The 23,714-nt window shown below is 48.8% G+C and carries 24 protein-coding genes; 17 read left to right on the top strand and 7 right to left on the bottom strand.

Features of this window, described 5'->3' with window-relative positions:
* The first annotated feature begins 499 nt into the window (after positions 1–499).
* Complete coding sequence (locus tag AC50X8_RS05505) at positions 500–697, top strand: discoidin domain-containing protein (protein ID WP_081418660.1); 198 nt, start codon at positions 500–502, stop codon at positions 695–697.
* 813 nt (positions 698–1,510) lie between these two features.
* Here AC50X8_RS05505 and AC50X8_RS05500 read toward each other — a convergent pair.
* Complete coding sequence (locus tag AC50X8_RS05500; RefSeq protein WP_494879008.1) at positions 1,511–2,497, bottom strand: LysR family transcriptional regulator; 987 nt, start codon at positions 2,495–2,497, stop codon at positions 1,511–1,513.
* Between the two features lie 118 nt (positions 2,498–2,615).
* On the opposite strand from AC50X8_RS05500, the gene AC50X8_RS05495 reads away from it, so the two are divergent.
* The 8 genes from AC50X8_RS05495 (at position 2,616) to nfsA (ending at position 10,371) form a co-directional block, all read left to right on the top strand.
* Entirely contained in the window at positions 2,616–3,947 is a 1,332-nt protein-coding gene (locus AC50X8_RS05495; RefSeq protein WP_494879007.1) for an MFS transporter, read from the top strand.
* 174 nt (positions 3,948–4,121) lie between these two features.
* The gene (locus tag AC50X8_RS05490) at positions 4,122–5,009 is read left to right on the top strand and encodes a MetQ/NlpA family ABC transporter substrate-binding protein (RefSeq protein WP_494879006.1); all 888 of its coding nucleotides are present in this window, start codon (positions 4,122–4,124) and stop codon (positions 5,007–5,009) included.
* Between the two features lie 17 nt (positions 5,010–5,026).
* Positions 5,027–6,367 (top strand): LLM class flavin-dependent oxidoreductase, encoded by a 1,341-nt coding sequence (locus AC50X8_RS05485; protein WP_056031678.1) that lies wholly within the window; start codon positions 5,027–5,029, stop codon positions 6,365–6,367.
* Positions 6,368–6,411: 44 nt separating this feature from the next.
* Positions 6,412–7,185: a methionine ABC transporter ATP-binding protein gene (locus tag AC50X8_RS05480; protein ID WP_056031675.1), complete on the top strand. Its 774-nt coding sequence runs from the start codon at positions 6,412–6,414 to the stop codon at positions 7,183–7,185.
* On the top strand, positions 7,178–7,852 hold the full coding sequence (locus AC50X8_RS05475; protein ID WP_056031672.1) for a methionine ABC transporter permease: 675 nt from the start codon (positions 7,178–7,180) through the stop codon (positions 7,850–7,852). The genes AC50X8_RS05480 and AC50X8_RS05475 overlap by 8 nt, the downstream gene beginning before the upstream one ends.
* A gap of 62 nt (positions 7,853–7,914) precedes the next feature.
* Entirely contained in the window at positions 7,915–8,397 is a 483-nt protein-coding gene (locus AC50X8_RS05470; RefSeq protein WP_056031669.1) for a DinB family protein, read from the top strand.
* A 6-nt stretch (positions 8,398–8,403) separates the two neighbouring features.
* A complete protein-coding gene (locus AC50X8_RS05465) occupies positions 8,404–9,591 on the top strand; it encodes an acyl-CoA dehydrogenase family protein (protein WP_056031666.1) in 1,188 nt (395 codons plus the stop codon).
* A gap of 30 nt (positions 9,592–9,621) precedes the next feature.
* A complete protein-coding gene (gene nfsA, locus AC50X8_RS05460; protein ID WP_494879005.1) occupies positions 9,622–10,371 on the top strand; it encodes an oxygen-insensitive NADPH nitroreductase in 750 nt (249 codons plus the stop codon).
* A 182-nt stretch (positions 10,372–10,553) separates the two neighbouring features.
* On the opposite strand, the gene AC50X8_RS05455 is transcribed toward nfsA, so the two are convergent.
* From AC50X8_RS05455 to AC50X8_RS05430, 6 genes are all read right to left on the bottom strand, one after another.
* The gene (locus tag AC50X8_RS05455) at positions 10,554–12,836 is read right to left on the bottom strand and encodes a preprotein translocase subunit SecA (RefSeq protein WP_494879004.1); all 2,283 of its coding nucleotides are present in this window, start codon (positions 12,834–12,836) and stop codon (positions 10,554–10,556) included.
* A 98-nt stretch (positions 12,837–12,934) separates the two neighbouring features.
* On the bottom strand, positions 12,935–13,639 hold the full coding sequence (locus AC50X8_RS05450) for an ABC transporter permease (RefSeq protein WP_494879003.1): 705 nt from the start codon (positions 13,637–13,639) through the stop codon (positions 12,935–12,937).
* An 8-nt stretch (positions 13,640–13,647) separates the two neighbouring features.
* Positions 13,648–14,493: an ABC transporter ATP-binding protein gene (locus AC50X8_RS05445; RefSeq protein ID WP_056031654.1), complete on the bottom strand. Its 846-nt coding sequence runs from the start codon at positions 14,491–14,493 to the stop codon at positions 13,648–13,650.
* A gap of 138 nt (positions 14,494–14,631) precedes the next feature.
* On the bottom strand, positions 14,632–15,567 hold the full coding sequence (locus AC50X8_RS05440) for a LytTR family DNA-binding domain-containing protein (RefSeq protein WP_494879002.1): 936 nt from the start codon (positions 15,565–15,567) through the stop codon (positions 14,632–14,634).
* A gap of 341 nt (positions 15,568–15,908) precedes the next feature.
* Positions 15,909–16,103 (bottom strand): hypothetical protein, encoded by a 195-nt coding sequence (locus AC50X8_RS05435; RefSeq protein WP_494879072.1) that lies wholly within the window; start codon positions 16,101–16,103, stop codon positions 15,909–15,911.
* Positions 16,051–16,458 carry an ABC transporter substrate-binding protein gene (locus tag AC50X8_RS05430; RefSeq protein WP_494879001.1) on the bottom strand — a complete coding sequence of 136 codons (408 nt, stop codon included), beginning with the start codon at positions 16,456–16,458 and terminating at the stop codon, positions 16,051–16,053. The genes AC50X8_RS05435 and AC50X8_RS05430 overlap by 53 nt, the downstream gene beginning before the upstream one ends.
* A 91-nt stretch (positions 16,459–16,549) precedes the next feature.
* Between AC50X8_RS05430 and AC50X8_RS05425 the strand changes: the two genes are divergently transcribed.
* The 8 genes from AC50X8_RS05425 (at position 16,550) to AC50X8_RS05390 (ending at position 23,642) form a co-directional block, all read left to right on the top strand.
* Positions 16,550–16,711 carry a hypothetical protein gene (locus tag AC50X8_RS05425; protein ID WP_155972869.1) on the top strand — a complete coding sequence of 54 codons (162 nt, stop codon included), beginning with the start codon at positions 16,550–16,552 and terminating at the stop codon, positions 16,709–16,711.
* A 704-nt stretch (positions 16,712–17,415) separates the two neighbouring features.
* Positions 17,416–18,984, top strand: coding sequence for a sigma-70 family RNA polymerase sigma factor (locus tag AC50X8_RS05420; protein WP_494879000.1), 1,569 nt, complete (start codon positions 17,416–17,418; stop codon positions 18,982–18,984).
* Positions 18,985–19,127: 143 nt separating this feature from the next.
* Positions 19,128–19,442: a hypothetical protein gene (locus AC50X8_RS05415; protein WP_494878999.1), complete on the top strand. Its 315-nt coding sequence runs from the start codon at positions 19,128–19,130 to the stop codon at positions 19,440–19,442.
* A gap of 63 nt (positions 19,443–19,505) precedes the next feature.
* Positions 19,506–19,829, top strand: a complete 324-nt coding sequence (locus tag AC50X8_RS05410; RefSeq protein ID WP_494878998.1) for a Cache 3/Cache 2 fusion domain-containing protein — start codon at positions 19,506–19,508, stop codon at positions 19,827–19,829.
* 85 nt (positions 19,830–19,914) lie between these two features.
* Positions 19,915–20,184, top strand: a complete 270-nt coding sequence (locus tag AC50X8_RS05405) for a hypothetical protein (protein WP_056031636.1) — start codon at positions 19,915–19,917, stop codon at positions 20,182–20,184.
* Between the two features lie 716 nt (positions 20,185–20,900).
* On the top strand, positions 20,901–21,941 hold the full coding sequence (locus tag AC50X8_RS05400) for a LytTR family transcriptional regulator DNA-binding domain-containing protein (protein WP_494865271.1): 1,041 nt from the start codon (positions 20,901–20,903) through the stop codon (positions 21,939–21,941).
* A 142-nt stretch (positions 21,942–22,083) separates the two neighbouring features.
* A complete protein-coding gene (locus AC50X8_RS05395; RefSeq protein WP_494879071.1) occupies positions 22,084–22,929 on the top strand; it encodes an ABC transporter ATP-binding protein in 846 nt (281 codons plus the stop codon).
* The gene (locus tag AC50X8_RS05390) at positions 22,926–23,642 is read left to right on the top strand and encodes an ABC transporter permease (protein ID WP_494878997.1); all 717 of its coding nucleotides are present in this window, start codon (positions 22,926–22,928) and stop codon (positions 23,640–23,642) included. Before AC50X8_RS05395 ends, AC50X8_RS05390 begins: the two co-directional genes overlap by 4 nt.
* Positions 23,643–23,714 lie beyond the last annotated feature (72 nt).

The raw sequence follows: 23,714 nt of genomic DNA, 5'->3' as shown, positions 1-23,714 counted from the left end.
TTTTTTTAATTAAAAGAAATAAATAGATAAATACAGTGTCTCTTACCAGGTATGTGCATGGATTCGTAAATATTAAGCAAGTGGCGCAGAGGCTGTACAGGACCTCCGGGGCCGAAAGAAGCCGCTAGAGGAGCTCAATGAACAGGACCGCTTAAAGCTTCAGATCAAGGGATTTTGAAGCGCGCAATGAGTATCTGAATATGGAGAATGCACTCACAAAAAAGTTGGCAGAGATCCGGAGAAGAAATGAATCCCATAGCTGGAGTGTTTGGAGCTCGGATAGCGGGAATCTGGTGGCTCCGGGGGAACAATAAGAACTGAGAAGCATAAAATAGTATGTAAAAGTATAATACATCACCATGTGGACTTCGTGCCTTAGGCGATATATTCTTTATGTTTTGAGTTAACATGGAATCAACATGTAACCGTTGAAAATATTTTCATAGAGGCCGAAACTGAGCGTATGCTCTTATGTTCTCTGCTATAGTTCACTGTACAGATTCTGGTCAGTACTGATGGTACAAATTGGACTACAGTAGTGAACGTAACTAATAATACGAGCGGCATTACCGTAGACAAAATTACTGTAGTACCAGCTCGATATATTAAGTTGGTCGTTACGACGCCTACCCAAACCCAAAACGCTGCGGCAAGAATTTATGATTTTGAGGTATACGAAGCCATATCTTCAACATAGTGAAGGCAGCATGGATGCCCGAGGAAGAATCTTTAGCTGGAGCGATTGGAGTGCGGACTCATCTAACCCAATCGCTACCGGAGACGAGCAAACTCCGAAAAGCGTAAAATAGTATTTAAGATTTGAATACATCGTAATGTGGGCTGAATGCTCACGGCGATGTGTGTTTTTTTCTTAAAGTCAACAAAAAGTCAACGCTCGCTCTCTAAACACGCTTTCATGAATCTTTGGACCGGTCGCTTGTTTGTATGCTCTCTTATACATCGTACAGACTCTCGCATGTCGCTGCTCTCCCCCTTGTACGACAAGGCTTCGTGCTTGTGCGACAGCGTTTGACTTGAATGCCGATCATCTAATGCACGTGGATGCGATCTTCGCACAAGGCAGGGGCTGCTTTGATACAAGTTGTAAACTTGGCAAACCTCTGATCGAAAGGTTTCCTCAGTCATGATGTTGGGATGGAGCCAGTATCGGCTCAACTGCTGTTTTAAGTCCCTTTCTTTTTTGAAAGCGCCCTTCCATCATAATGGTGTTGCTTTCCTCGTAGGCATTGAGCAAGTGATGGAGGCTTTGCTTCCAGATTAGCCGAAAGGCTTGACCTTCATTCGGACTTATTAAGTTTGGCTCGTTAAGCACGAGGAGCTTGATGCGATAATAACAAACCCGAAAAAAGCGCTAAGTCGTTCTTCACAGACGACTTAGCGCTTTTTTTCTCTTTAGTTTAGGGCTACGGGTACGGGGAAGTTGCAAGCCGGAAGAGTTTGCTTAAGGTAAGGGGCGTTGTTCAAATGGCTTGCTTCCGACCCAAAAAGATTATGTGCTAATAGCAGACGGTGGTTGCTTGCCCAGTTCCGTTGGCTCCGCTTGGAGTAACGATTGGACAGAGGCTTGGGGCGGCTTAGCGGTCAGCAGATCAACCAAATAACGTATAGGCGAAGCCAAATGCTTGTTTTTGTGAAGGATGATTTGCGTGTAGAAGGAGGACAGTGCGTCCTCGTGTATCGTGAATCCTGCCAACTGCTCCTTACGAAGCATGTCTGCCGCCGCGATTTTCGGAATCATGGCAATGCCCATCCCATATTGCACGCATTGCTTGATTCCCTCCAGGCTGCCCATCTCAGAGACGACCTTGTAGGATACCCCATTGTTGTCCATCGACCTCTCCAAGGCGCTGCGGTAGCAGCATCCCTTTTCCGTCAAAATGAAAGAGCTGTTCTCAAGCTCATGAATGCCTATGTTATTTCTGCCATGCAGCGGGTGATCCTTGGAGCAGATGAAGATAAGCTCCTCATTGCGCACGGTGATAGACTTAAGCTCCGGGTCTATTACAGGCATATCAAGTAAAATGCCGATATCCAACTCATTGTTCTTGATCTTGCGAATAACTTCATGATCGGATGTAGGGAAGAAGACGACGTTCGCTTGGGGATAGCGGCTGCGAAACGCCTGGAAATAAGGGGGCAAAAAGAAGGCGGCAAGAGTTTCGGTCGTGCCGATTGCCAGACTAATATTAGCCCCTGAACTAAAGTGTTCCTGCGCTTGGTTATAGCCTTCCACGATCTGATCGGCGTAGACAAGCATTTGCATGCCGCTTGCTGTCAGTTTCAGCTTTCTGCTGCTGCGTTCAAATAGCTTTATGCCAAAATGATGCTCAAGCCGCTGTACCTGTACACTGACAGTCGGTTGCGCGTAACCGAGCCGCGCGGCAGCTTTCGTCAGATTCTGGCAGCGCGCGACCTCGCGAAAAGTAATGAAATATTGAATGTCCATAAGCTCCGCCTCAATCATTAAAATTGGCAATGAATAATATTGCAAACCATAGAGATTACATATGAATCTATTTACGTTATAGTATGACATGAACGCTCGGGAAGAGCAATCCATAGCGAACTATAGCGAACTAGAGAGGGATTTCATTATGCGTGATTCAGTTGCAACTACAGCTCTTTTTCGTGAAAAGGCCGCCGTCCCGCTTCTTGCGCTGGCCGTGCTGCTGGCTATTATGAACACCACTATGTTTAATGTGGCGCTGCCGGAAATTTCGAAAGCCTTTAACATGGGGGGATCATCCTTATCCTGGATTGTCAGCGGGTATTCCATCATGTACGCAATTGCTTCCATTACATATAGCAGGCTGGCCGATTTCCGCTCGCTGCGAGCGCTGCTTGTTGCTTGCCTGTTATGCTTCGGCATTGGCTCGATAATTGGTTATGGCAGCACGAATGCCGGTTTATTACTGGCAGGCAGGCTAATTCAGGCTATCGGCGCCGGAGGCGTCAAAGGACTTGCGCTTGTGCTAATCGGCCGGCATGTCCCGGCAGCCCGGCGAGGGCAGGCAGTAGCGTTAATTGTCTCCGCGACTTCGCTGGCTTTCGGTCTTGGTCCGCTCGCTGGCGGCATCCTGGCCCAGATCGGCGGATGGCGGAGTCTCTTTATCGTGACGGCAGTTGTGCTTCTACTCATCGTGCCCTTATACCGAAGTCTCCCAAGCGAAGCGGGTCGTCCCGGACAATTCGACTGGGGCGGCGCATGGCTTGTTGCCTGCTGCAGTTCAATGTTAATGCTGGCTATCTCGCATGGCTCGCTTGCTGCAACGTTGGCATTCATATTGGCTGTGGCATGGTTAGGCCGCCATATCAAGGGCAGTGCCCATCCCTTCATCGATCCTTCGCTTCTGGCAGACCGTCCCTTAATGCTATTGAATGGCATTGGCATGGCTGCCCATATGAATAATTTCACTCTGCTTTTTCTGCTGCCGCAAATGCTGGCGGATATCCATGGTCTGTCGCCGCTCCAGACCGGGCTAATGATATTTCCGGGAGCGTTACTCTCGGTCATTCTTGCCCGTTCTATAAGCTTGGCGCTCATACGCTATGGCGAGCGCAGGGTGATGATGCTTGCTCCATGGGGGATCGTCTTGGGGGATGCCCTGCTGGCCCTGCTCAGTACCCGCTATGCATGGGTAGCGGGCGCGGCTTATTTGTTGACCATCGTCTGCTGTACGGCATTGAATGCTGGCGTAGCATCCGAGCTGCCCAAGCTCGTCTCCACGGCTCGCCTGGGCGGGGCGGTTGGCCTGCAGCAACTTTTCCAGTTCATAGGAGGAGCGGGGAGTGCCGCTGTGTGCGGCAGCTTGATGGCAGCAATGTTTGCCGGTTCGGCAGGGGCTGCTTTCGTATGGCTGTTCTGGGGACTGGCTATGCTCGGCGTACTGATCGCAATAGGCGGTATGGTTTATCGCAATCATTAAAATATTTAATGATAGATATTACATAACATAGACTATTATAATGAAAAAAATCTGATATACTATAAATATTCGCAGCGGATAACTTGGTATTAATTTTGGACGTACTCCTCGAAGGAGAGGTTCGCACCTTAACCTTACTCACACAAACCATCATCTTTTAAGGGGAGAACTATGTTGAAAAAACCAGTCTTTGCCGCTATTTTTCTTACTATCGTCATCCTTGCCCTGGCAGCATGCGGAACAAAAGCGCCAAACAATGGAAGTTCAGCCTCGCCTCCTGTCCAGACGGATGCTCCTGCAAGCGTGGCTGCAACGGAGGAGACCAACCCAGAGGATCGTATCATTAAACTGCTGGCCAATACGCCTAATCACAATGACGAGGTGGCGCCGATTTTGGCCAAGGAAGTGGAGAAGCTCGGCTTTAAGCTAGAATTCGAGGTGCCGACCGACAGTATTATTGCAAACAAGGAAGTGCTTGAAGGCTTCTACGATGTTGCAATAGGAAACCATACGGCTGCGCTTAATTCGTTTAATGAAGCTAATAATGGCAATCTTGTTCCGGCTTTTCTAACGACGTTTGCGCCAAACGGCATTTATTCCAAAAAATACGCTTCATTCGACGAACTGCCGGACGGAGCGACGATCAGCATTCCTGGCGACCAGGCCAACGGAGGTCGCCCGCTCCTTATTATGCAGGATGCCGGTCTGATCAAGATTAAGGAAGGCGTCGATGTAACGAAAATTACCCCTTCGGATATTATAGAAAACAATCACAAGTTCAAATTTAAAACGCTGGATACCGGGGTGCTATTGCGCGCTCTCGATGATGTGGAAGCGGGCTTCCTCTACCAAAGCCAGCGCGTCAGTGGCGGACTTAAGCTGGAGGATGCGCTGGGACTTGAAACGGATGAGGTTAAGGATTTCTATATTATTGCCGCTACTCGGCCCGAGCTTGTCGGCACGCCCAAGATTGAGGCTTTGAAGCAAGCTTACTACTCTGATGCCGTTAAGGAGTTTTATAAGACCAGATATGATGAAGGAAGCATCTACTATGCCTGGTAGAGAGGGAGGGATTGAGCATGAATCGCACTAGACGTTTGGCTCTAGCTTGCTCATTAAGCGTCGGAGGCAACCACTCCGGGCTGTGGCGGCATCCTAGCTACTGGTCTGATGCTTCCAGTAACATTGACTACTTTGTTTCCTCTGCACAGAAGGCGGAGCAGGGGAAGTTGGACTTTGTCTTTGTCGGAGATACCCTGTTTGTGAATGATCTCTCCGCGCCGCAGCTTATTAACCGGCTGGAGCCGCTCACATTGCTCTCGGTAATCGCTGGTGCGACCTCGCACATCGGGCTTGTCGGCACGCTGTCGACAACTTACCATGAACCATATCATACTGCCCGGATGTTTGGCTCATTGGACCACATTAGCAAGGGGAGGGCTGGCTGGAATGTCGTCACCTCCGCGCTTCCGGGGACGGCAGCCAACTTTAGCCGTGACAGTCATATGGAGCATGATCAACGCTATCAGCTTGCTGATGAATTCCTTGATGTGGTCAAGGGTCTGTGGGACTCATGGGAGGAAGGGGCCTTCGTTAGAGATAAGGATAGCGGCAGATATTATGATCCAAGCAAGCTGCACACTCTAAACTACAAGGGCAAATACTTTTCGGTTCGCGGTCCTCTGAGCCTGGAGCGTACCCCGCAAGGCAGACCGGTCATCGTTCAGGCGGGTTCATCGGAGGCAGGCAAGGATTTCGCGGCTAAGCATGCGGAAATCGTCTTCACACATCAGCATGGAATTGAAGATGCCAAGCGCTTCTATCAGGACATTAAGGAGAGGGTTGCGCGATTCGGGCGCAACCCGGAAGAGGTGCTTGTCCTCCCGGGCATAAGCGCCATCGTAGCGGACAATGAAGCAGACTTGCAACGCAAGCATGCGGAAATCGACGGCTTAGCTAATATTGAGGAGGCACTGAAGGACCTTGGAAAGTACTTCAAGGATACGGCGCTCAGCCGCATTCCGCTTGATGCACCGCTGCTGCCCCATCTGGATGCGTTAATTACGGATGGGTTTCAGTCTGAGGTGCTGCGTATTGAGAAGCTGATTCGCGCGGAGAATCTGACACTTCGCGAGCTGGCTCTGCGTCTTGCTGCACGGTCAGGACGCAATCCTTTTGCCGGGACGGCTGAGCATGTAGCAAATACGATTCAGCAATGGTACGAAGAAGAGGCGGCGGATGGCTTCATTGTCAGTTCAGGGCCGATAGTCCCTGAAGGCATCCATGAGTTCGTTGATCTGGTAGTCCCCCTATTGCAGAATCGTGGACTATTTCGCTCGGAGTACAGCGCAGGAACGCTGCGGGGGCATTTGGGGCTGACTGTTCCTCCGAATCGTTACTCGATGGTCCCCATTAAGTAGAAGCTGCGCTAGCCATACATGTATAGATTGGAGGATAGCGGCAGATGATTACACTTCGCAATATTAATAAGAGCTTTGACACGCCTTCCGGGTCTCTTGCTGCAGTGAAGGATGTATCTCTGAATATTGAGAAAGGGGATATATACGGAATCATAGGTTTTAGCGGGGCGGGCAAATCAACCCTCCTGCGCACGATTAACTTGCTTGAGCGTCCGGATAGCGGCACGGTCATCGTCGATGGCAAGCCGCTCGCAGAGCTTAGCAAGGGGCAATTGCGGCAGGAACGGCAGGGAATCGGCATGATCTTTCAACATTTTCACTTGTTGAACAACCTTACCGTATTTGATAATGTCGCCTTTCCGCTGAAGGTTGCCGGCATGCCTAAGGCAGAGCGCAGGAGGCGCGTCGAGGAGTGCTTAGGAATCCTGGATATAGCCGACAAAATCAATACCTATCCATCCAAGCTGAGCGGAGGGCAGAAGCAGCGTGTGGCAATCGCCCGTTCAATTGCTAATCGCCCTGGGGTATTGCTATGCGATGAGCCTACCTCTTCTGTGGATCCGCAGACAACGGGAGATATTCTAAAGTACCTTGCGCAAATTAATCGCCAGCTTGGCATTACGATTGTACTTGTGACGCATGAGATGGATGTGGTCAGGGCGATATGCAATAAGGTAGCCGTTATGGAGCAAGGCATCATAGTAGAGAATTTTTCCATGAATGATCAGAACTATCTGCCAAAGTCCAAAATTGCCAGCTTTCTGTTTAAACGGGATAATTTTTATGCGGACGAAGTGGGGGTAAGCTTGCATGGATGAGGCCATTAAAGAGATTTCAAAGGCAATGCCTGACTTTTGGGTTGCATTTGGCGAGTCATGGTACATGCTTTTAATTTCGATTCCAATTACGGTCGCAATAGGAGTGCCGCTGGGCACAATCCTCTATTTTATTCGTCCTGGCTCAAGGATTAAAGCGCCTAGAACTTACGTCATTCTGAACGGGATCGTCAACATAATTCGTTCCTTCCCGTTTATCGTGCTGCTGGTGGCCATTATTCCTTTAACGCGATTAATTGTCGGTACGGCGCTTGGGACTACGGCTGTCATTGTACCGCTCGTTATTGCCTCCACGCCTTATTTTGCCAGATTCGTTGAACAAAGCTTGCTGGACGTCAATCGCGGGCTCATCGAAGCGGCCGAGTCGATGGGCGCAAGCTGGCCGCGGATCATCTGGAGCGTGCTGTATGTCGAAGCGAGGGCAGGTATCGCCAACTCCATTATCATTATTTTGGTTAGCTTCCTTAACTACTCGTCTGTGGCGGGTCTTGTTGGAGGAGGAGGGCTAGGGGACTTTGCCTTGCGTTACGGCTACCAACGTTATGAGACGTATACGATGGCCTTCACAATCATCGTTATTGTGGTGTGCGTACAGCTATTCCAGTTTACGGGAAACTATCTCGTCAGCAGGCTGGACAAGCGCTTATAACACGGCGCATGCCTATATAGAAAGTTAATTACAAGAAGACAACTTCAAGGAGGGCTATTGTTATGGCTATAAAAACACAACTGCAACAATTAATTGCCAATTATCGTTCGGGAGGAGAAGCGCTGGCAGAGGCGGTACGGGGCCTGAACGAAGGGGAACTGCTTCACCATCGATTGCCGGAGAAATGGTCGATTAAGCAAATCGCGATTCATTTGGCGGATGCGGAGCTGGCAGTATCCTTCCGCGTACGCAACATTCTCTCGGAGAACTCTCCTCCTCTGCAAGTCTTTGAACAGGATAATTGGACCAATACGCTTGATTATGAGGCGCTTGACCTTGAGGCTGCACTGCAGCGCTTCCAGTTGCTGAGGGCGGCCAACAGCGAACTGCTGGAGCGATTAAATGAAGAAGCATGGACTCGTACCGGAGAACATCCTGAGAATGGTTTGATAACGCTGGAAGGGTTGATTGCTGGCCAAATCGCTCACCTGCAGGGCCATATTGAACAAATAGACGTTAGTCTGCAAGACTACCGCAGCAGGTAATTGGAAATGTATCAGAGGATTGAGGTAGAGGATTTTGTTCAAAAGGAGAGGGAAGCGAAGCTGGTGGCCTTGGCTGACCGCCTCGCTGTACGATTCGCCGAGCGGGCGTCCAAGCATGACCGGGAAGGCTCCTTCCCAATCGAGAACTTCGAGGAATTGAGGCAAGAGGGCTGCATGAAGCTGACTGTCCCTCGTGAATTCGGCGGTGATGAATTATCGCTCTATGAGCTGGTGCTGTTCTTGGAGCGAATCGCCAAGGGCGATGGCTCTACGGCAATCGCTCTCGGCTGGCATTTGGGCTCCATTCTTCATTTTCGTACGACACGCCACTGGCCGGCGCATCTGTTTGAACGCTTGTGCAGAAGGGCAGTGACGGCTGGCGAGCTGTACAACGGATACGCTAGCGAGTCCGGGGTCGGCAGTCCTAGCCGTGGAATGAAGCCAAGAACAGTCGCCTCGCGCACAGAAGGGGGATGGCTGCTTAGCGGCAGGAAAACGTACAGCACGCTTCTCCCGATTATTAATCATTTTAGTGTCAGTGCCAGTCTGGAAGGCGAGGGGGCTACAGGGGATTTCTACGTGGACCGCTCGGAGGGAGTGGGCATGGAGGAGACGTGGGATACGCTTGGCATGCGTTCGACAGGCAGCCATGACCTGCTGCTGGATCGGGTGTTCGTCCCCGAGTCATCGCTCATTTCGCTAACCCCTGACGGGCAGAGTCGCCAGCGTCCGAATGACGGGTTGGGCTATCTATTGTTCATAGCTGCTTGTTACACAGGGCTAGCCTCTGCCGCAAGGGATTATACAGTAACATTCGCTCGCACGTATAAGCCTGACAGTCTGGGCACTGCGATTGGAGAGCTGCCGCTCATCCAGCAGCAGATTGGCTTAATAGAGGCGGATTTGATCACCGTACGAACGATGTTGTACACGATGGCGAGAAGGTGGGATCAGGAACCGGAGCAACGCGCACAGTTGAAGGCCGATCTTGGGCTTGCCAAGTATATGGCGACGAATCGCGCCCTGCAGATTGCTGATCGTGCCATGCGGGTGGTTGGCGGCTCCAGCATGTTCCGCTCCAATCCACTGGAACGAATATACAGGGACATCCGGGCAGGTGTGCACAACCCGCCGCTCGATGACCTTGTGCTGAGGGAGCTCGCCCGAAGAGCGCTTGAAGAGCCTGGTGTCTAGCGTTACGATCCTGGTGAAGGAGGAGTCACAATGAATGACATAGTCAAGCACTTGCAATCCCATCGTTCCATTCGCAAATTCAAGCCGGATACAATCTCGGAGGAGCAGTTAGGGCAGATTATGGCTAGTGCTCAGGCTGCTTCAACTTCTTCAAATATACAAGCCTATAGTGTTATAGGCGTTCGCGATACCAGCAAGAAGCGCGATCTGGCGAAACTGGCCGGAGGGCAGCGGCATGTTGAGGAATGCCCACTGTTTCTGGTCTGGTGCGCTGACCTACATCGCGCACAAGTTGCTGTGCGAATGCATACATCCGATTTCGAGCTTGAACTGCATCAGAACGTCGAGACATTTCTTGTCGCGACAGTGGATGCCGCTTTGGCTGCGCAAAATGCAGCCGTAGCGGCAGAAGCGCTAGGGCTTGGCACTGTTTTCATCGGAGGTATTCGCAACGATATGCAGCAGGTTGTCGATTTGCTTCACTTGCCGCGGCTTGTCTACCCGGTATTCGGCATGTGCATTGGCATCTCGGACCAGATGCCAACGAAGCGCCCGCGCCTTCCTGTACAGTCAGTCTATCATGACGAGCGCTATAGCGACTCTGGATTTGCCGGCGATATTCATGCGTATGATGAGACACTGGGGCAGTATTATTCCAGTCGAACTGGTGAAGGCAAGCAGGCCAGTTGGTCAGGCGAGATGGAGGCGAGGCTTCGTCAGAACCGTTTGCGTCCCGAGCTTTACGCCGTTATTAAGAGCCAGGGATTCTGTTTTCAATAATCAGCCAGCAGCTACAATAATGGCATATAATGTGAACCTATTGGCATGGGATTGACCAATCGATGTTCTAGTAAGTGCTGCAGCACACAAATAAGGCCGGTAGCCTCTATACTTGGGGGAGCTATACCGGCTTTATTTGGTTGCTTTAATTATCTCTTATTCCTCGAAAAAGCTACGCTGCATCAAAATTTTGACCACCCGAATACCTGCCTCAAAATCTTGCGCATCCAGTAAGCAATTATTGTCTCCGGGGTCCATGTACCGGGATTCTGCAAGTATTGCTTGTATTGATCGGTGATGATATAAGTCCAAGTGGAAGCAGGGCTTTTCAGTCCGAATTTTTCCCACATCGCCGGATCATTCGAACTTCCGAGCTTTGCGAGCATATTCGCCGACTCTCTATTTATTTTAGCCGGAATTTGCTCGTAGGCTTGGATGATTTGCGCATGAAATTCGTCGAGCGGATTATGGTTAACAAGGCTCGTTAAATGGATGCCTTCGCGAATGTAAGAAACATATGCCAGATGGTCAGCCCAGAGCTTGTCGATAAAATAAAGCCGTACCCGCTGCTCCGAAGGGCTCATCGGTGTCTCGCCTTTCAAAATTCCGAGCCGCTCCTCGTATAGCATACGCCTCTGATCCTCCACCATATCCGAATAACCGTTCAGCTCCTGACGGATATGGAAGTTTTGACCCATAATTACACGCTGAATATGGTCAATTTTGCTATGGAGCACCGACTCTTCGAGAGTCTCATCCTGCCTAAGACCCCGTATCGCTTTATCGATGCCGAACCTAAGCAGCAACTCGTCTTCCAAGCTTACGAAAAATACAGAAGCTCCCGGATCCCCTTGGCGTCCGGATCGCCCGCGCAGCTGGTTGTCGATCCGGACGCTTTGGTGCATATGCGTACCAATCACGTACAACCCGCCCAGCTTGGCGACAGCTTCTGCTTGCGTGGGGCTGCCGCCGCCGAGCCGAATGTCGACGCCGCGTCCCGCCATATTCGTGGACACCGTCACGGCGCCGATCTCTCCCGCTTTGGCGATGAGCTCGGCTTCTTTTGCGTCGTTTTTCGCATTCAGAACATGGCAAGGTACGCCGGCAACTGCTAGCGCTTCCGCCAGCATTTCAGACTCCCCGACGCTTGACGTACCAATGAGAATCGGACGCCCTGCCCTATGGACGGACGAGATTTCTTGTACAAGCGCCTTAAATTTAGCTTCTTTATGGGTATAAATCCGGTGTGGATGATCGATCCGTATGTTTGGCCGGTTCGGCGGAATATGCACGACCTGAAGCTCATAAATAACTTCGAATTCCACCGCGGAAGCTTGCGCGGTAGCCGTCATTCCGCAAATTTTTGGATATAGGCTAAGGAAATGTTGAAGGGTGATCGTACCGAGAATGATCCCGCCGGCTTTCGCCTGCAGCCCTTCTTTGGCCGAAAGCGCGGCTTGCAGCCCGTCCGGCAAATGCCTGTTCTCCGCCACGCGGCCGGTATATTCGTCGATCAGCTCGATTTTACCGTCCCGGACGATGTAATCGACGTCTTTTTTCAATAACAATTCCGCATGCAGCGCATTATTTAACGACATTAACAAATGACTATTATGGCTATCGTACAAATTACCGCATCCGAGCAGCGACTCTGCTTTCGCAGAGCCTGCTTCATTCAAGTAAACGTTCCGCTGGAACTCGTCGAAATCGTAATCCTCATCTTGCGCGAGCTGCCTAGCTACTTCTGCAAAAAGAATGCCGTTGTTGTCGGAAGAGCCCGGCTCGCCAGCGATGACTAGCGGCACCCGCGCCTCGTCAAGAAGCAGTGAATCCGCTTCGTCGACGATGACGTAGTGGAAGGGACGATGCACGGTATCGGCTTCGTCTAAAGCAATCGTGTCGCGCAAATAATCGAATCCCGCCTCTTTGGCCGTAACATAGGTTATATCGGCGGCGTACGCTTCCCGTTTCTCGGGCAAGCTCATGCCCGCTTGAACCGCGCTTACCGTTAACCCGAGGAAACGATAGATCGGCCCCATCCAATCCGCATCCCGATTTGCCAAATAATTGTTGAAAGTCAGCACATGAACGCCTTCACCGGTTAGAGCATGTAGATAAGCAGGCATAACAGCAGAGAGCGTTTTTCCTTCACCGGTATGCTGCTCGATCAAAAATCCCTCGTGCAGAGCGATGGCAGCCATGATCTGGACATCGTAGGGCTGCAATCCGAGCGTTCTCTTCGCTGCCTCGCAGACTAGCGCATAGGCATCGACAAGCAGCCCGTCCAAAGGCGTACCCGATGCAGCTTCCTTTTTCAGCCGGAGAGACTCCGCTTGCAGCCGCTGATCGTCCCAAGCTCCCAAATTCCGTTTCCTGATGAGCTCCGCTTTGTCCCGATAGCCTTTCAGCTTATGCCGGGTATCGCGGTCTTTGAATTCTCGCATCAACTTGACGGCTAAATTCATCGGAATTTGATCCCTCCTCGGTAGAAATACACGATTATAGTGGCTAACGGCATCGACGAATCCATAAGACCGTGTGGCCGTTCTTTTGTCATTTTTCCCTACTCATCCTTTAACCGTCGTTGATACAAAACAACCGATACAATCGTTAATACAACCGTCCATGCCAAAATAATAAGGAGGGGTTTTAATAACTCTCCCGTCGTAAAGTCTGTAGGGGGTAAACCTAGCAAATGAACAAGCTGGCTACTGGGCATGTAATCCAGCACTTTGAAGACTGGATACTCATCCACAATAAATGCTCCCCATGGTGCTCCAGAGAATACGATCGTCACAGGAATTATAGATAATGACGCATCAAGCAACGTCTTGGAGAATAGACCACATATCGTCCCGACTGCTGTGTATAAAATAATCGAAAGAAGGATTGCTGCCACAAACGCCCATATACTAGCTGGTTCATAGCCAAATAGGTACGTAGCAATAACCAGAACAACAACAGACATGACCAAGACTAAAGTGCTTTTACCGATTAAAACATCCATGGTCGTGGCCGGAGTCATCATTAATGATCGTAAAGTGTTACGCTCCTTTTCTTCCGCAATCAAGCATGCTTGTACGAAACATGTTAGGAACACAAACGAAAGATTAAGAACTGTAGCGAAAGATCCAGGCAAAGACGAGGCGGCGCCAGCAGCTCGAAGAAGAAGTGCGAGGATAATTGGGAAAATCAACATAATGGAGAGGGCATAATTGCGTGAAAACTCTTTGTAATCCTTCACAAATATCGCTTGCGCACGTTTCAATGAGATACTCATAGCAGCTCACTTCCTGTCATTTTAATAAAAATGTCCCCTAGACTAGGCTCTTTCGTTTCTAATCGATCAATTAACCCTCGTTTCATCCAGTCGGATATTTGATCAGCCGTTCCATTATTAATCGGGAGCTCATAGGCTTGCCTATTGATTAACTCCACACAAACGACGTTTTCACGATGCTGTTTTTTAAGCTCCTTGGGCGAGCCGATGGTTTGGATTTGTCCTTTATACAAAATCGCTACACGGTTGCATAGCAATTCTGCCTCGGCCATATTATGCGTCGTTAAAAAAATCGTTGTCCCATTCTCATTTAAGCGGCGCAACCCTTTATAAATATGTGCGGAGTTTACCGGATCTAAAGCCGAAGTAGGTTCATCCAAAAATAATAATTCCGGCTCATGGATAATCGCGATTGCCAACAGGACACGCTGACGCATCCCTTTCGATAAGAGATTGACTTTCTTTTTGCGCTCTCCGCTTAAGTTTACAAATTGCAGCACCTTATCGATCGAAGATCTAGGAAGATCATATAACTTACGATACAGCTCCAGATTTTCCTCAATTGATAATCTCTCATATAGACCGCTATTATCCGTCAAAATGCCAAAGCGCATCTTCTGTGCAGACTGATTCATCATCTCTGCTGGCTTGTTAAATACACTTGCCTGTCCACTTGTCGAATTTAATTGCGCAGTTAAAATTTTTATTAATGTCGTTTTTCCTGAACCACTCGGACCTAGAAACCCAAAAATTTCTCCTGACGCAATTGAAAAAGACACATCTGCTAATGCATCCTTATTTCCAAAGCTCTTTCGAATATGTTCGACTTGGATAACATCCATTAATACCACTTCCTTAGAGTTGATGGCTTAAATATATAAAGATTGCACGCTTCCAGCCATCAAAACCCGCCGAAATGTAGCTTTTATCGCCTGAATGGTACCAGCAAATGCTTGATTGGTTCCACATGTCCCTCGGAATTAAAGGTTAAGAAGTGCTTTTAATTCCTGCAATTTTGAACGGGATAATGGAACTACGGCATCTTTACCTGTATTTAATCGCAAGCTGTAGCTATTCTTCGTCCATGTAATAATCTCTCTTACTTTTTGCAGATTAACGATATAGGATCGATGACACCTGAAAAATCCGAAATTTAATAATCTCTGCTCAAGCTCGGTTAGCGTCAAAGCACAGTCATAGTTTTCTCCATCCACATGAACAAGAATCGAACCATCTACACTTTCTATAAAATCGATTTCAGGCGGATTAAATAAAATCACTTTGTCCTTTCTTTTCGTATAAATCTTCTGCAACGTTATATTGGCCCGATCTTGTTCCTGCACTTCCTGTTTATCCTCGTCTGAGTCCCGAATATCCAATGAATGAAAACCGAGCTCGTTCAATCGATAAATGACATCACAGGAAATGAGGGCATCCTCTAAATTCGAAGTTAAAATTAAAATTTGCTTTTCCTTCGAAAGGTCATCCAAAATCCGTTTAAACTGACGACGATCTTGTTCTTCCAAGTAAAAATAGGGCTCCTCCAGTACAAGTGTAGGCTGATGCGCAAAATAGACACGCAGCAATGTCACATACATCCTTTTCGATGAGCTTAGATCCTTGATTTTTACCTTCCGTTCTTCTTTTAAAGCAAAATAATCCATTAACGAAGCGACACGCTCATTCTTCTCGGTTATTTTGATTAGAAAAGTGATTAGCTCTTCCACCGTTAAACGCATATACTCGTTTTGCTGAGCTCGAAATAAATAATAGTGGGAATGATTCACTAATTGATTCATTAAAAGCTGCTTTCGCTTCAAGTCCGTTATAATGCCAATCGATTGGTTCGATGTCAAATTTAATTCAATCTTTGGTAGAAATAGTTCCCCATCATCATACACTGGTTCAAATTGCATGCCGTCCTCCTGGTCAGTTCCGCTATAGGATATATTGAACAATTATAAGGTGGGGATCCTTTTTTGTCAGTTTCTATTCATACCTAGCATAGGTCGGAAAAATACGATGAAAGGAGATTTTTCGCTGAAGCGATGGGAGTTCAGATAAGGGGAATCCGGTGGCTGCGGAATGGGGGATGAGGAGAAAACTTGAAAAAAAGCATAGTACGGTGCAAGGAGTACATTGATTATGAGGAGATGTACTTCTTAGCGTTGTGCTTTGGGGCGCGAAAGTCTACACCAGCGCAATAAGAAGGGGCGTTCCGAAGTCGCTGTTGACTTCTGGAACGCCCCTTATTCGTCTACTTCGATGAGATCAAGCTATCCGCGATATATTGCAGCTGGGATTGCATGGTGATGGGATCGTTGAACGTGTCCGCCTTGGAATCAAGCTGGAATACGTTACCCGCTTTGACGGCAGGAAGGCCCAGCCACACCGCGTTCTCATACACGAGCTTCGGATCGGCTGTATCGCCGGACCAGGGTGAAGTGAAGATGATATCGCCGGCGAATTGCGGGAGCGTCTCCAGCGAAATGGATGCCCAGCCCGTGCCGCTGTCGATGACTTCCTTCTTCCTGTACCTTAGGCTTCAACTCGTTAATTTGGGCTTCCCACTGCTCGATCCAAGCTTGGGCTTCGGCTTCCTTGTTCGTCAACTGGCCGAATTCGATCAGCTGATCCTTATACGTCTTGGCGCCGTAGTCGATGGCAACGACCGGAGCGATTTTTTGCAGCTCGTCGATGCCTTCCGTACCGCTGAACACGACGATCAGGTCGGGATGCAGAGCAAGCACGTTCTCGGGCATCGGCGTGTCGCCCAGGCTTTGCGCGCCAGCAAGCTCATCTTTCAAATAAGGGCTGGCTAGAACTTCTTACTGAACGCCGACCGGCGTGACACCGAGAGCGAGGAAGTAGCCTGTATAAAACGCAGTTCCGTCCACGATGCGTTACGGATTGCGCGAGACTTCGATATCCCCGTTGGCAGCTTTGAACGTAACGGTCTCGCCATCGCCTGCTGCTGCATCTGCTGTTTCCGTGGGAGCAACGGTCGCCGCTGGCTCGGAGGCTGTTGCGCTGCTGCCGTCGTTGACGCATGGGGGTTAAACGTTGACAACTGATTTTTTGGCGGCTCCGAGCAATTTGTCTGCATAGCTGCTTAATCATGCTTCCCGGGCTTCTAGCATTCTATCCTTTGTCAAATATGCATTCGGGTCGCACCAAAACTAGGTTGAAAAATGAGGGGGAATTTCAATATTCGTTCGAGCCATGCCGACCTTGTGCTTCGTGCTTTTCATAGTGAAAGACTCCTTGCCAAGGATGTAGACAAAAATTGCTTTCACGAGTTAATGTGAGATCAGAATGTTATCAGATAACTTGGTTGAACACGGCGTGGAAGGTTATCTCAATACAATAGCCCGAGAAAGGGGAAAAGATATGATTCATTGGTTTCGACATTTGCCGTATAAGTATATGGATGAAGCAGAATGGCCGCCATTCATACACAGTACTTGGTTTCGAGAGCATTATATGAAATTTGTTTATTTGTTGGATAAATTTTATTATATCTTCCTCGGATGTAATAAACTCAGTATTAATTTTAATCAAGCCTAATAGAACTGTGTTTTGTAAGGGGTATTACCGAGTAATTGAAATTTCATGCAAAGAATATGAAGGTTAAAATTATATAGAAGAGAACCGTGCCACAAGCAGCGGCATGTTACTACTATCTTATCAATAGAACCAAGTAACCTTTTGCAACGATACTGGCACTTTGTATATAGAAACTGAACACAGCGGAGGTGCAAGAGGTGCGGGAGTGGATCGAGGGAGCCCGGCTTGGCGACCAAATCGCCTGGGAGCGGATCGTGCAGCATTTTAGTGGCATGGCATTTTCTGTGGCATATGGAAAGCTAGGTGACTGGGGGCATGCGGAGGATGCGGTACAAGAAGCGTTCGCGGAGGCTTTCGCCAATCTCACTAAGTTGCAAGAGGCGGATGCATTCCCGGGATGGTTCAAGACTATAGTCGAACGGCAATGCCAGCGTATTCTCCGCCGAAAAATACATGCCACAATGCCAATGGATGAAACAATTATAATGGATGCAGAGGAATTGAATGTGGAGTCCATTATTGAAAGAAAGGAATGGCAGGAGAGGATTCACCATTCCATCGAGGGTTTGTCGGGCAATTTAAAACTGGTAGTCCAATTATTTTATTTTCATGGATATTCGATAAAAGAAATATCAGGTTACCTTAAAGTATCTCCCTCTGCATTAAAAAAACGGTTGTTCGACGCCCGTAATAAGCTAAGAACGTCGCTGCTTGTTACCGACTTTGTATCCATGTTCAATGATCTTTACGAAGGAGGAGTATCCATGCTCCATATAGTAAATGGAGATATCGTCAGCGATAAGTTAAGGAAGGGAAACGTTCGCGGAGATATCTTGGTTTGGAGAGAAGTATATCCGGTAGGTCCGGTATTCGTAGAAACGGGGGAGCTCCATCAGAGGTCGCCCAGAGTGGAATATTTAGAGAGAACTCTAGGCATTCCAGCAGATGACTATGTGACAAATTGTAAGTCGCAAGAACAGATTCTGCGGAACTTTCACAAATACGATGAGATCGTACTATGGTTCGAGCATGATTTGTTTGACCAACTCATGCTGAGCTATTTATTGCACTGGTTTTCAAATCAGGCCCTAGGTCATACCAAGCTGAATTTGCTGTGCATCGGCGACTACCCAGGTATTAATTTGTTTAGGGGATTGGGGCAACTTACATCAAAGCAGTTGGAAACATTGTCAGGTACTTGGCAAAGGGTGGGAGAGAAGGAGCTTGAGACGGGCAGCATAATCTGGGAGGCGTACACATCGCCAAATATTGAATCACATGTTGAAATTTTGAATAAAGACACATCGGTGCTGCCCTTTGCTCACGCGGCGCTTGAACTGCACTTATCACGCCTGCCTTCCCCAATAAATGGGCTGGGAATCGTAGAGCAAACCATTTTGGAGCTTATTCGGCAAGGTGTGGATACCCCATGCAAGTTATTGCAAGAGATCGGGAACCGCTTAAGTGTACTAGGCATGGGTGATTTGGAATTATGGTATCGGTTAAGGAGTATGTCAGAACAACCGCATGCACTGATAAAAATACTAGGATCATCCCATACGTTTCCTGATTATCGGAAGAAAACTACCCCCTCCTTTGAAAATGGCAAAATTGCATTAACTGAGATTGGGGTGGAGGTAGTCGCGGGATTGAAGGACTGGATAAAGGTGAAGGGAATAAATGAGTGGTATGGCGGTTTGCGACTAAATGGTGATTTAGTATGGCGCTGGGACTCTCAAAGAAAGCAATTAATTTATATGCAATAAAGCAATAACTTGCCGTTGCAAACAGCGGACTGAACCGTACCGCAAGCCGGGCGAAATTTTCAGCATCCCCCGCTTGTTTGGCGCGGAAAGCTGCTCTCAAAATACAGGGGCGGGCGCTTGATGTTAATACTGCCCGCGCCAAGGTGCAGGAGGAAATGTTTGTAAGTGCTTCGGGGAAGCTGGCGGTGCTTAATGAAACGATTAATCAGATGATTGGAGCTACCGAAAAAAATGTGGATTTTTTGGCTGATCAGCTGCCAGCCGGCAATATCGGTCCTGTTCAGGGAAATGAGGACCCATTCGTACGGGCGGTACTGGACGCCTACAAACAAAAACACGACGACGTGGAACTGGCTTCGGTGGGCACCGATCAAGGCGTATACGCCAACGTTCCGAAAAGTGCGGTAAATCCGGCAGATTATGATCCGCGCAAGAGGCCCTGGTACATAAGCGCTTAGGAAAATAAAGGAAAGCCTACGATTATCTCGCCGTACATTTCCAGCAATACGGGCAATGTGGTTGTGTCGGTCGCCCAGACTTCCAAGGACGGGCATGGTGTTGTTTCGGTCAGCCTCTCGCTCAAGGCGTTGAGCGATTTAGTGAATTCCACCAATATCGGGACGAAGGGCTATGTATATGTGCTGGATAAATCTAATGAATTTATTGTGCATCCCAATGAAAAAGCAGGCAGTGAAGCGACAGCTTCGCCGTATCCTGATATTTTCGAGCAAAAGCAAGGAAGTCTCGCCTATGGTCTACGGATGGAAGCAAGCAGCATGCATTTATTACGACAAATGAAAAAACAAGCTGGGTGCTGGTGGGGGTTATCGACGATAGCGAAGTGAGCGCGGCTGCCCAGCAAGCGACCGGGCTAGTACGTACGGGTACTGCTAAAATTCAGAGCGCTGTAACACAGCAGATGAAGCTTTCTTGAGCATCAACGCGGCTATTGATGACCTGACTTCCCAGGTAGAAGGGATTGCTGCCGCTTCGGAACAAATGTCCGCCAGCACCGTCGAGGTTGTTCAGGCCATTCAGTTCTTTAGTGAGGTGTCCGAGCGGAACGCTGCAGGAACAGAAAGTATTTCAGCTTCAATAGAGGAGCAGGTCGCTTCCATTGAAGAAATCGCTTCGTCGGCGGAAGAGCTGGCTCATTTGGCCCAAAATCTGCAAACATTGGTTGTTCGCTTTAAAATTTGAGTGTGATTCTGACAGCGATTTCGTTTGGCAGTGAGAGAGAGGCCCTAGATCACGATCGTAAGGTACGAGGGCGTTGGCGTCACTCCATACTTGCCTCTGGCTGCAGGCCGAATGACCCGCGATTGGAATGAGCAGACCCCGCGCTCAGAGAATGACCAGATAGCTAATGCGTTATTTGCTAAAACGGAAGAGGCTGATCGCAAAGTCGTGGAAAGAGTTGCGGAGGTAGCCGCTAATCGAGGAATTCACGCGCACAGGTGGGTCTTGCATGGCTGTTGCAAAAAGAAGATGCAGCCCCGATTATCGGGTCGACTAAAATCAGTCATTTCGAGGATGCGGTTTCGGCCTTATTGGTTAAATGGAACCCTGAAGAAATCACAAGTTTAGAAGAACGGTATGTTCCACATCCATTGGTATAAATTACGGAAATAAAGCATGAATCAAAAAGGGACTAAGTGGCTCCTATTGCTCCCTCTCACTTTGCATAAACACAAGCAGGGCCGGAAGTCCAACTCTAACGAGTGGCTGCCGGCCCTGTTTTATTTCATCTGCTCGTCCGCTCAGCGCTAACGCTGCTCGCTGTCGAAGCTTCCCCCTAGCCGAAGCTATTGCTGAACTTTTGCTTGCTGCTCCGATGCGTGCGTCGGTGGTACAATGGCAGATAAGGAAGCAAATGGGTAACCTGAAAAATCAACTCGGCAGGAGGCGCTATATATATGAATAAATTAGCTGCGAATACAGCCTTAAGCAATGGAGTTGGCTCAGATGTCATTGAGCTGGAGGCGGGGCAATGCGTAGTTATACAATGCCATCACGATATTGGTCGTACGTTCATTCGGTCGGTTAGAGGAGAGGGCGTATCCTCTGGCTGCAAAATCTCCTATCGCGGGAAGCTGCTTTCTTTGGGCAGCAACGAAGCAGCTGGACAGGTCGGATTCAGCTGTTTGGACGAAGGACTTTATGAACGCTTGAAGGTTAGGGAGTATTTGTTATTTTGGGTGGAGCTGCATGGCATACGAACGGGGATAGAAGAGCTGTTAAGCAAGATCGGATTGGCGGGAAAGGCCAGCGAACGGATTTCTAAACTAAGCTATTCCGAGAAGCGGCTGCTCGGTTTTGCAAGAAGCATTGTGCATAATCCGGAGCTTTTGATTTGGGAGGACCCTGAGCAAAATCTCGATCTGGAGAGCTGTATGATTGTAAGAAGGATGATAGCAGAGCTGCTTCGTCAAAATAAGGCGATTTTAGTTACGTGCTCGACATTGGAGCAAGCGCTCTCGATATCTAATCGTATTTACGGACTGACGGGAAGCTCGCTTGCCCCGATTACGATTCAGGACGCCTCGGAATTCAATGAGTCTGAGCCTGTTCCCGGCGGCGACGAGCCTGAGGCTGCAAGGCGCGAGCAACAGCATACCCCAAGGCTAGCAAAGTTTATGGTAAAAACCGAAGACAAATACGTGTTCCTAGATCCCGGCGAAGTCCACTTTATTGAAAGCATCGAGGGCGTTACGCATCTGTATACGCAGGCCGGCAGCTTTGCTTGCTCATGGACGCTTGCGGAATTGGAGGCGAAGCTCAAGGCGTTCCGGTTTTATCGCTGCCACCGTTCCTATATTGTCAATTTGGACCAAATTGCCGAATTGATCGTATGGAGCCGCAACAGCTACAGTCTCGTCCTAAATGACGATAAAAAATCCAGAATTCCATTATCCAAGGGGAAGTTTGAAGAGCTGAAGACGATTGTAGGGCTGTAATTCTGCTCCGTTCACCGCCAGAATGGCTGCTTTCAGCGCGCAAATGGATCTTTTCATGGGAAATTTGCTGTTTACAGCTCTGTTCACCGCTAAGCTGGGATGGAGCTTTCGGCTACTCATGTCAAGGGAAGGTGTAATCACGATGGAATCGATTATTGAGGTCCATGACCTCGAAAAACGGTACAAAAAGAAACAAGCGCTGAACAAGATTAGCTTTCAGGTCCGGCAGGGGGAAATATTCGGCTTCCTCGGTCCCAGCGGCTCGGGCAAAACGACAACGGTGAAAATTCTTACCTCGCAGCTGCTCTATAATTCCGGGCGAGTGAAGGTGCTGGGGAGCGATCCTGCACGAAGCCGACCCTCCGAGTTTCTGGGCAGAATAGGTGTGCTTACGGATAATAGCGGCACTTATGAGCGTCTTAGCGTGTATGACAATCTGGCTTTGTTTTGCTGCTTGTATGGGGTGCCGGAACGAAGAATTGAAACCGTTCTTGATGCGGTTAATTTAATCGGCGACAAGCATACGCTGGTCGGACGGCTCTCGAAAGGGATGAAGCAGCGGGTGACGCTGGCTAGAACGATTTTGCATGAGCCGGACATTCTTTTTCTTGATGAGCCCACATCCGCCTTAGACCCCGTGAATAGCGAGCGTATTCAGAAAACGCTGCGTGAAATGAACCGCCGGGGAACGACGATTTTTTTGACAACCCACAATATGCAGGAAGCGGAAATGCTTTGCGATCGCGTAGCCTTTCTGAATAATGGCGAAATCTCGGTTCTCGACACGCCGCAGGCTCTGCGCCTTCGCTATGGTGACCGTTCCATTACCGTGACTACGCCGCTCGGGAAGCAGATTGTTCAGCAGGATGAGGTCGGAGCGGGCTTCATACGGGACTTAATAAGAAGAGAAGAACTGTTAGCCATTCATTCCAATGAGCCTACGCTGGGGGATATTTTTGTGAAATTGACGGGGAGGGGACTGGAATGACGTTTTCCATACGCCGCTTCAGAGCCATGGTCAAAAAAGAATGGAAGGATGCGATTCGCAATCCGCAAATTTTATTAAATGCGGGAATGCCCATACTGCTAGCCCTTTTATTTAAACAAAAAGAAAATGATCCGAGCGACCTAACGTTTCTTTCCATTCCTATATTAGTTGCCATCTCCATAACAGGAGCCTTTGTTCAGGCGAATATGATTGCCGAAGAGAAGGAGAAGAACACCTTGCGCTCCCTCATGCTGTCGCCTGCTACAAAGCTGGAGGTGCTTGCGGGGAAAAGCGCGACAACGACGCTGTTTGCTCTAATTGTCATCGCGGCCTGCTTGGCGATTTCCGGTGTGCCCGATGTGAATCTGTTCTTTTTGACAGTATTGGCGGTATTGCTGCTGCTTATTTTTATGGCATTGGGTACGATTATAGGCCTCATCGCACGAACGGCATCGGAATCTTCGATTGTAGGCCTTCCACTGCTGCTGCTGTTTATTTTTGGACCGATATTTGTTCCGACTTTGGATATGCCTGCCCTAATGAATATCATTAATGTGCTTCCCTCGCAGCAATTTGTCGTGGCCATATTAGAGCTTCATCAAAATGGGGGACTTTCGGAAATAGGCGGAAATCTTCTTAGCCTGATGATGTGGACGGTTCTGTCAGGGGCGCTGTGCTTGCTGGTGTACGGAAAAAAACGGTTCGATAAATAAAAAGGAGGAACGGCCATGAATAAAGTAACCAAAAATATTATTTTAGGCGCTGCCGTGCTCATCGTATGCCTG

The sequence above is a fragment of the Paenibacillus sp. JT22N15 genome (genome assembly GCF_059383755.1).
The sequence above is the reverse complement of the archived record's forward strand: the minus strand, read 5'-3'. Positions and strand labels throughout refer to the sequence as shown.

Coding starts and splice junctions, on each gene's coding strand:
- AC50X8_RS05400 (WP_494865271.1), top strand. CDS start 20,901: ATGAATAAATTAGCTGCGAATACAGCCTTAAGCAATGGAGTTGGCTCA.
- AC50X8_RS05390 (WP_494878997.1), top strand. CDS start 22,926: ATGACGTTTTCCATACGCCGCTTCAGAGCCATGGTCAAAAAAGAATGG.
- AC50X8_RS05395 (WP_494879071.1), top strand. CDS start 22,084: ATGGAATCGATTATTGAGGTCCATGACCTCGAAAAACGGTACAAAAAG.
- AC50X8_RS05440 (WP_494879002.1), bottom strand. CDS start 15,567: ATGCAATTTGAACCAGTGTATGATGATGGGGAACTATTTCTACCAAAG.
- AC50X8_RS05425 (WP_155972869.1), top strand. CDS start 16,550: ATGCGTTACGGATTGCGCGAGACTTCGATATCCCCGTTGGCAGCTTTG.
- AC50X8_RS05475 (WP_056031672.1), top strand. CDS start 7,178: ATGGATGAGGCCATTAAAGAGATTTCAAAGGCAATGCCTGACTTTTGG.
- AC50X8_RS05480 (WP_056031675.1), top strand. CDS start 6,412: ATGATTACACTTCGCAATATTAATAAGAGCTTTGACACGCCTTCCGGG.
- AC50X8_RS05495 (WP_494879007.1), top strand. CDS start 2,616: ATGCGTGATTCAGTTGCAACTACAGCTCTTTTTCGTGAAAAGGCCGCC.
- AC50X8_RS05485 (WP_056031678.1), top strand. CDS start 5,027: ATGAATCGCACTAGACGTTTGGCTCTAGCTTGCTCATTAAGCGTCGGA.
- AC50X8_RS05470 (WP_056031669.1), top strand. CDS start 7,915: ATGGCTATAAAAACACAACTGCAACAATTAATTGCCAATTATCGTTCG.
- AC50X8_RS05445 (WP_056031654.1), bottom strand. CDS start 14,493: ATGGATGTTATCCAAGTCGAACATATTCGAAAGAGCTTTGGAAATAAG.
- AC50X8_RS05455 (WP_494879004.1), bottom strand. CDS start 12,836: ATGAATTTAGCCGTCAAGTTGATGCGAGAATTCAAAGACCGCGATACC.
- AC50X8_RS05465 (WP_056031666.1), top strand. CDS start 8,404: ATGTATCAGAGGATTGAGGTAGAGGATTTTGTTCAAAAGGAGAGGGAA.
- nfsA (WP_494879005.1), top strand. CDS start 9,622: ATGAATGACATAGTCAAGCACTTGCAATCCCATCGTTCCATTCGCAAA.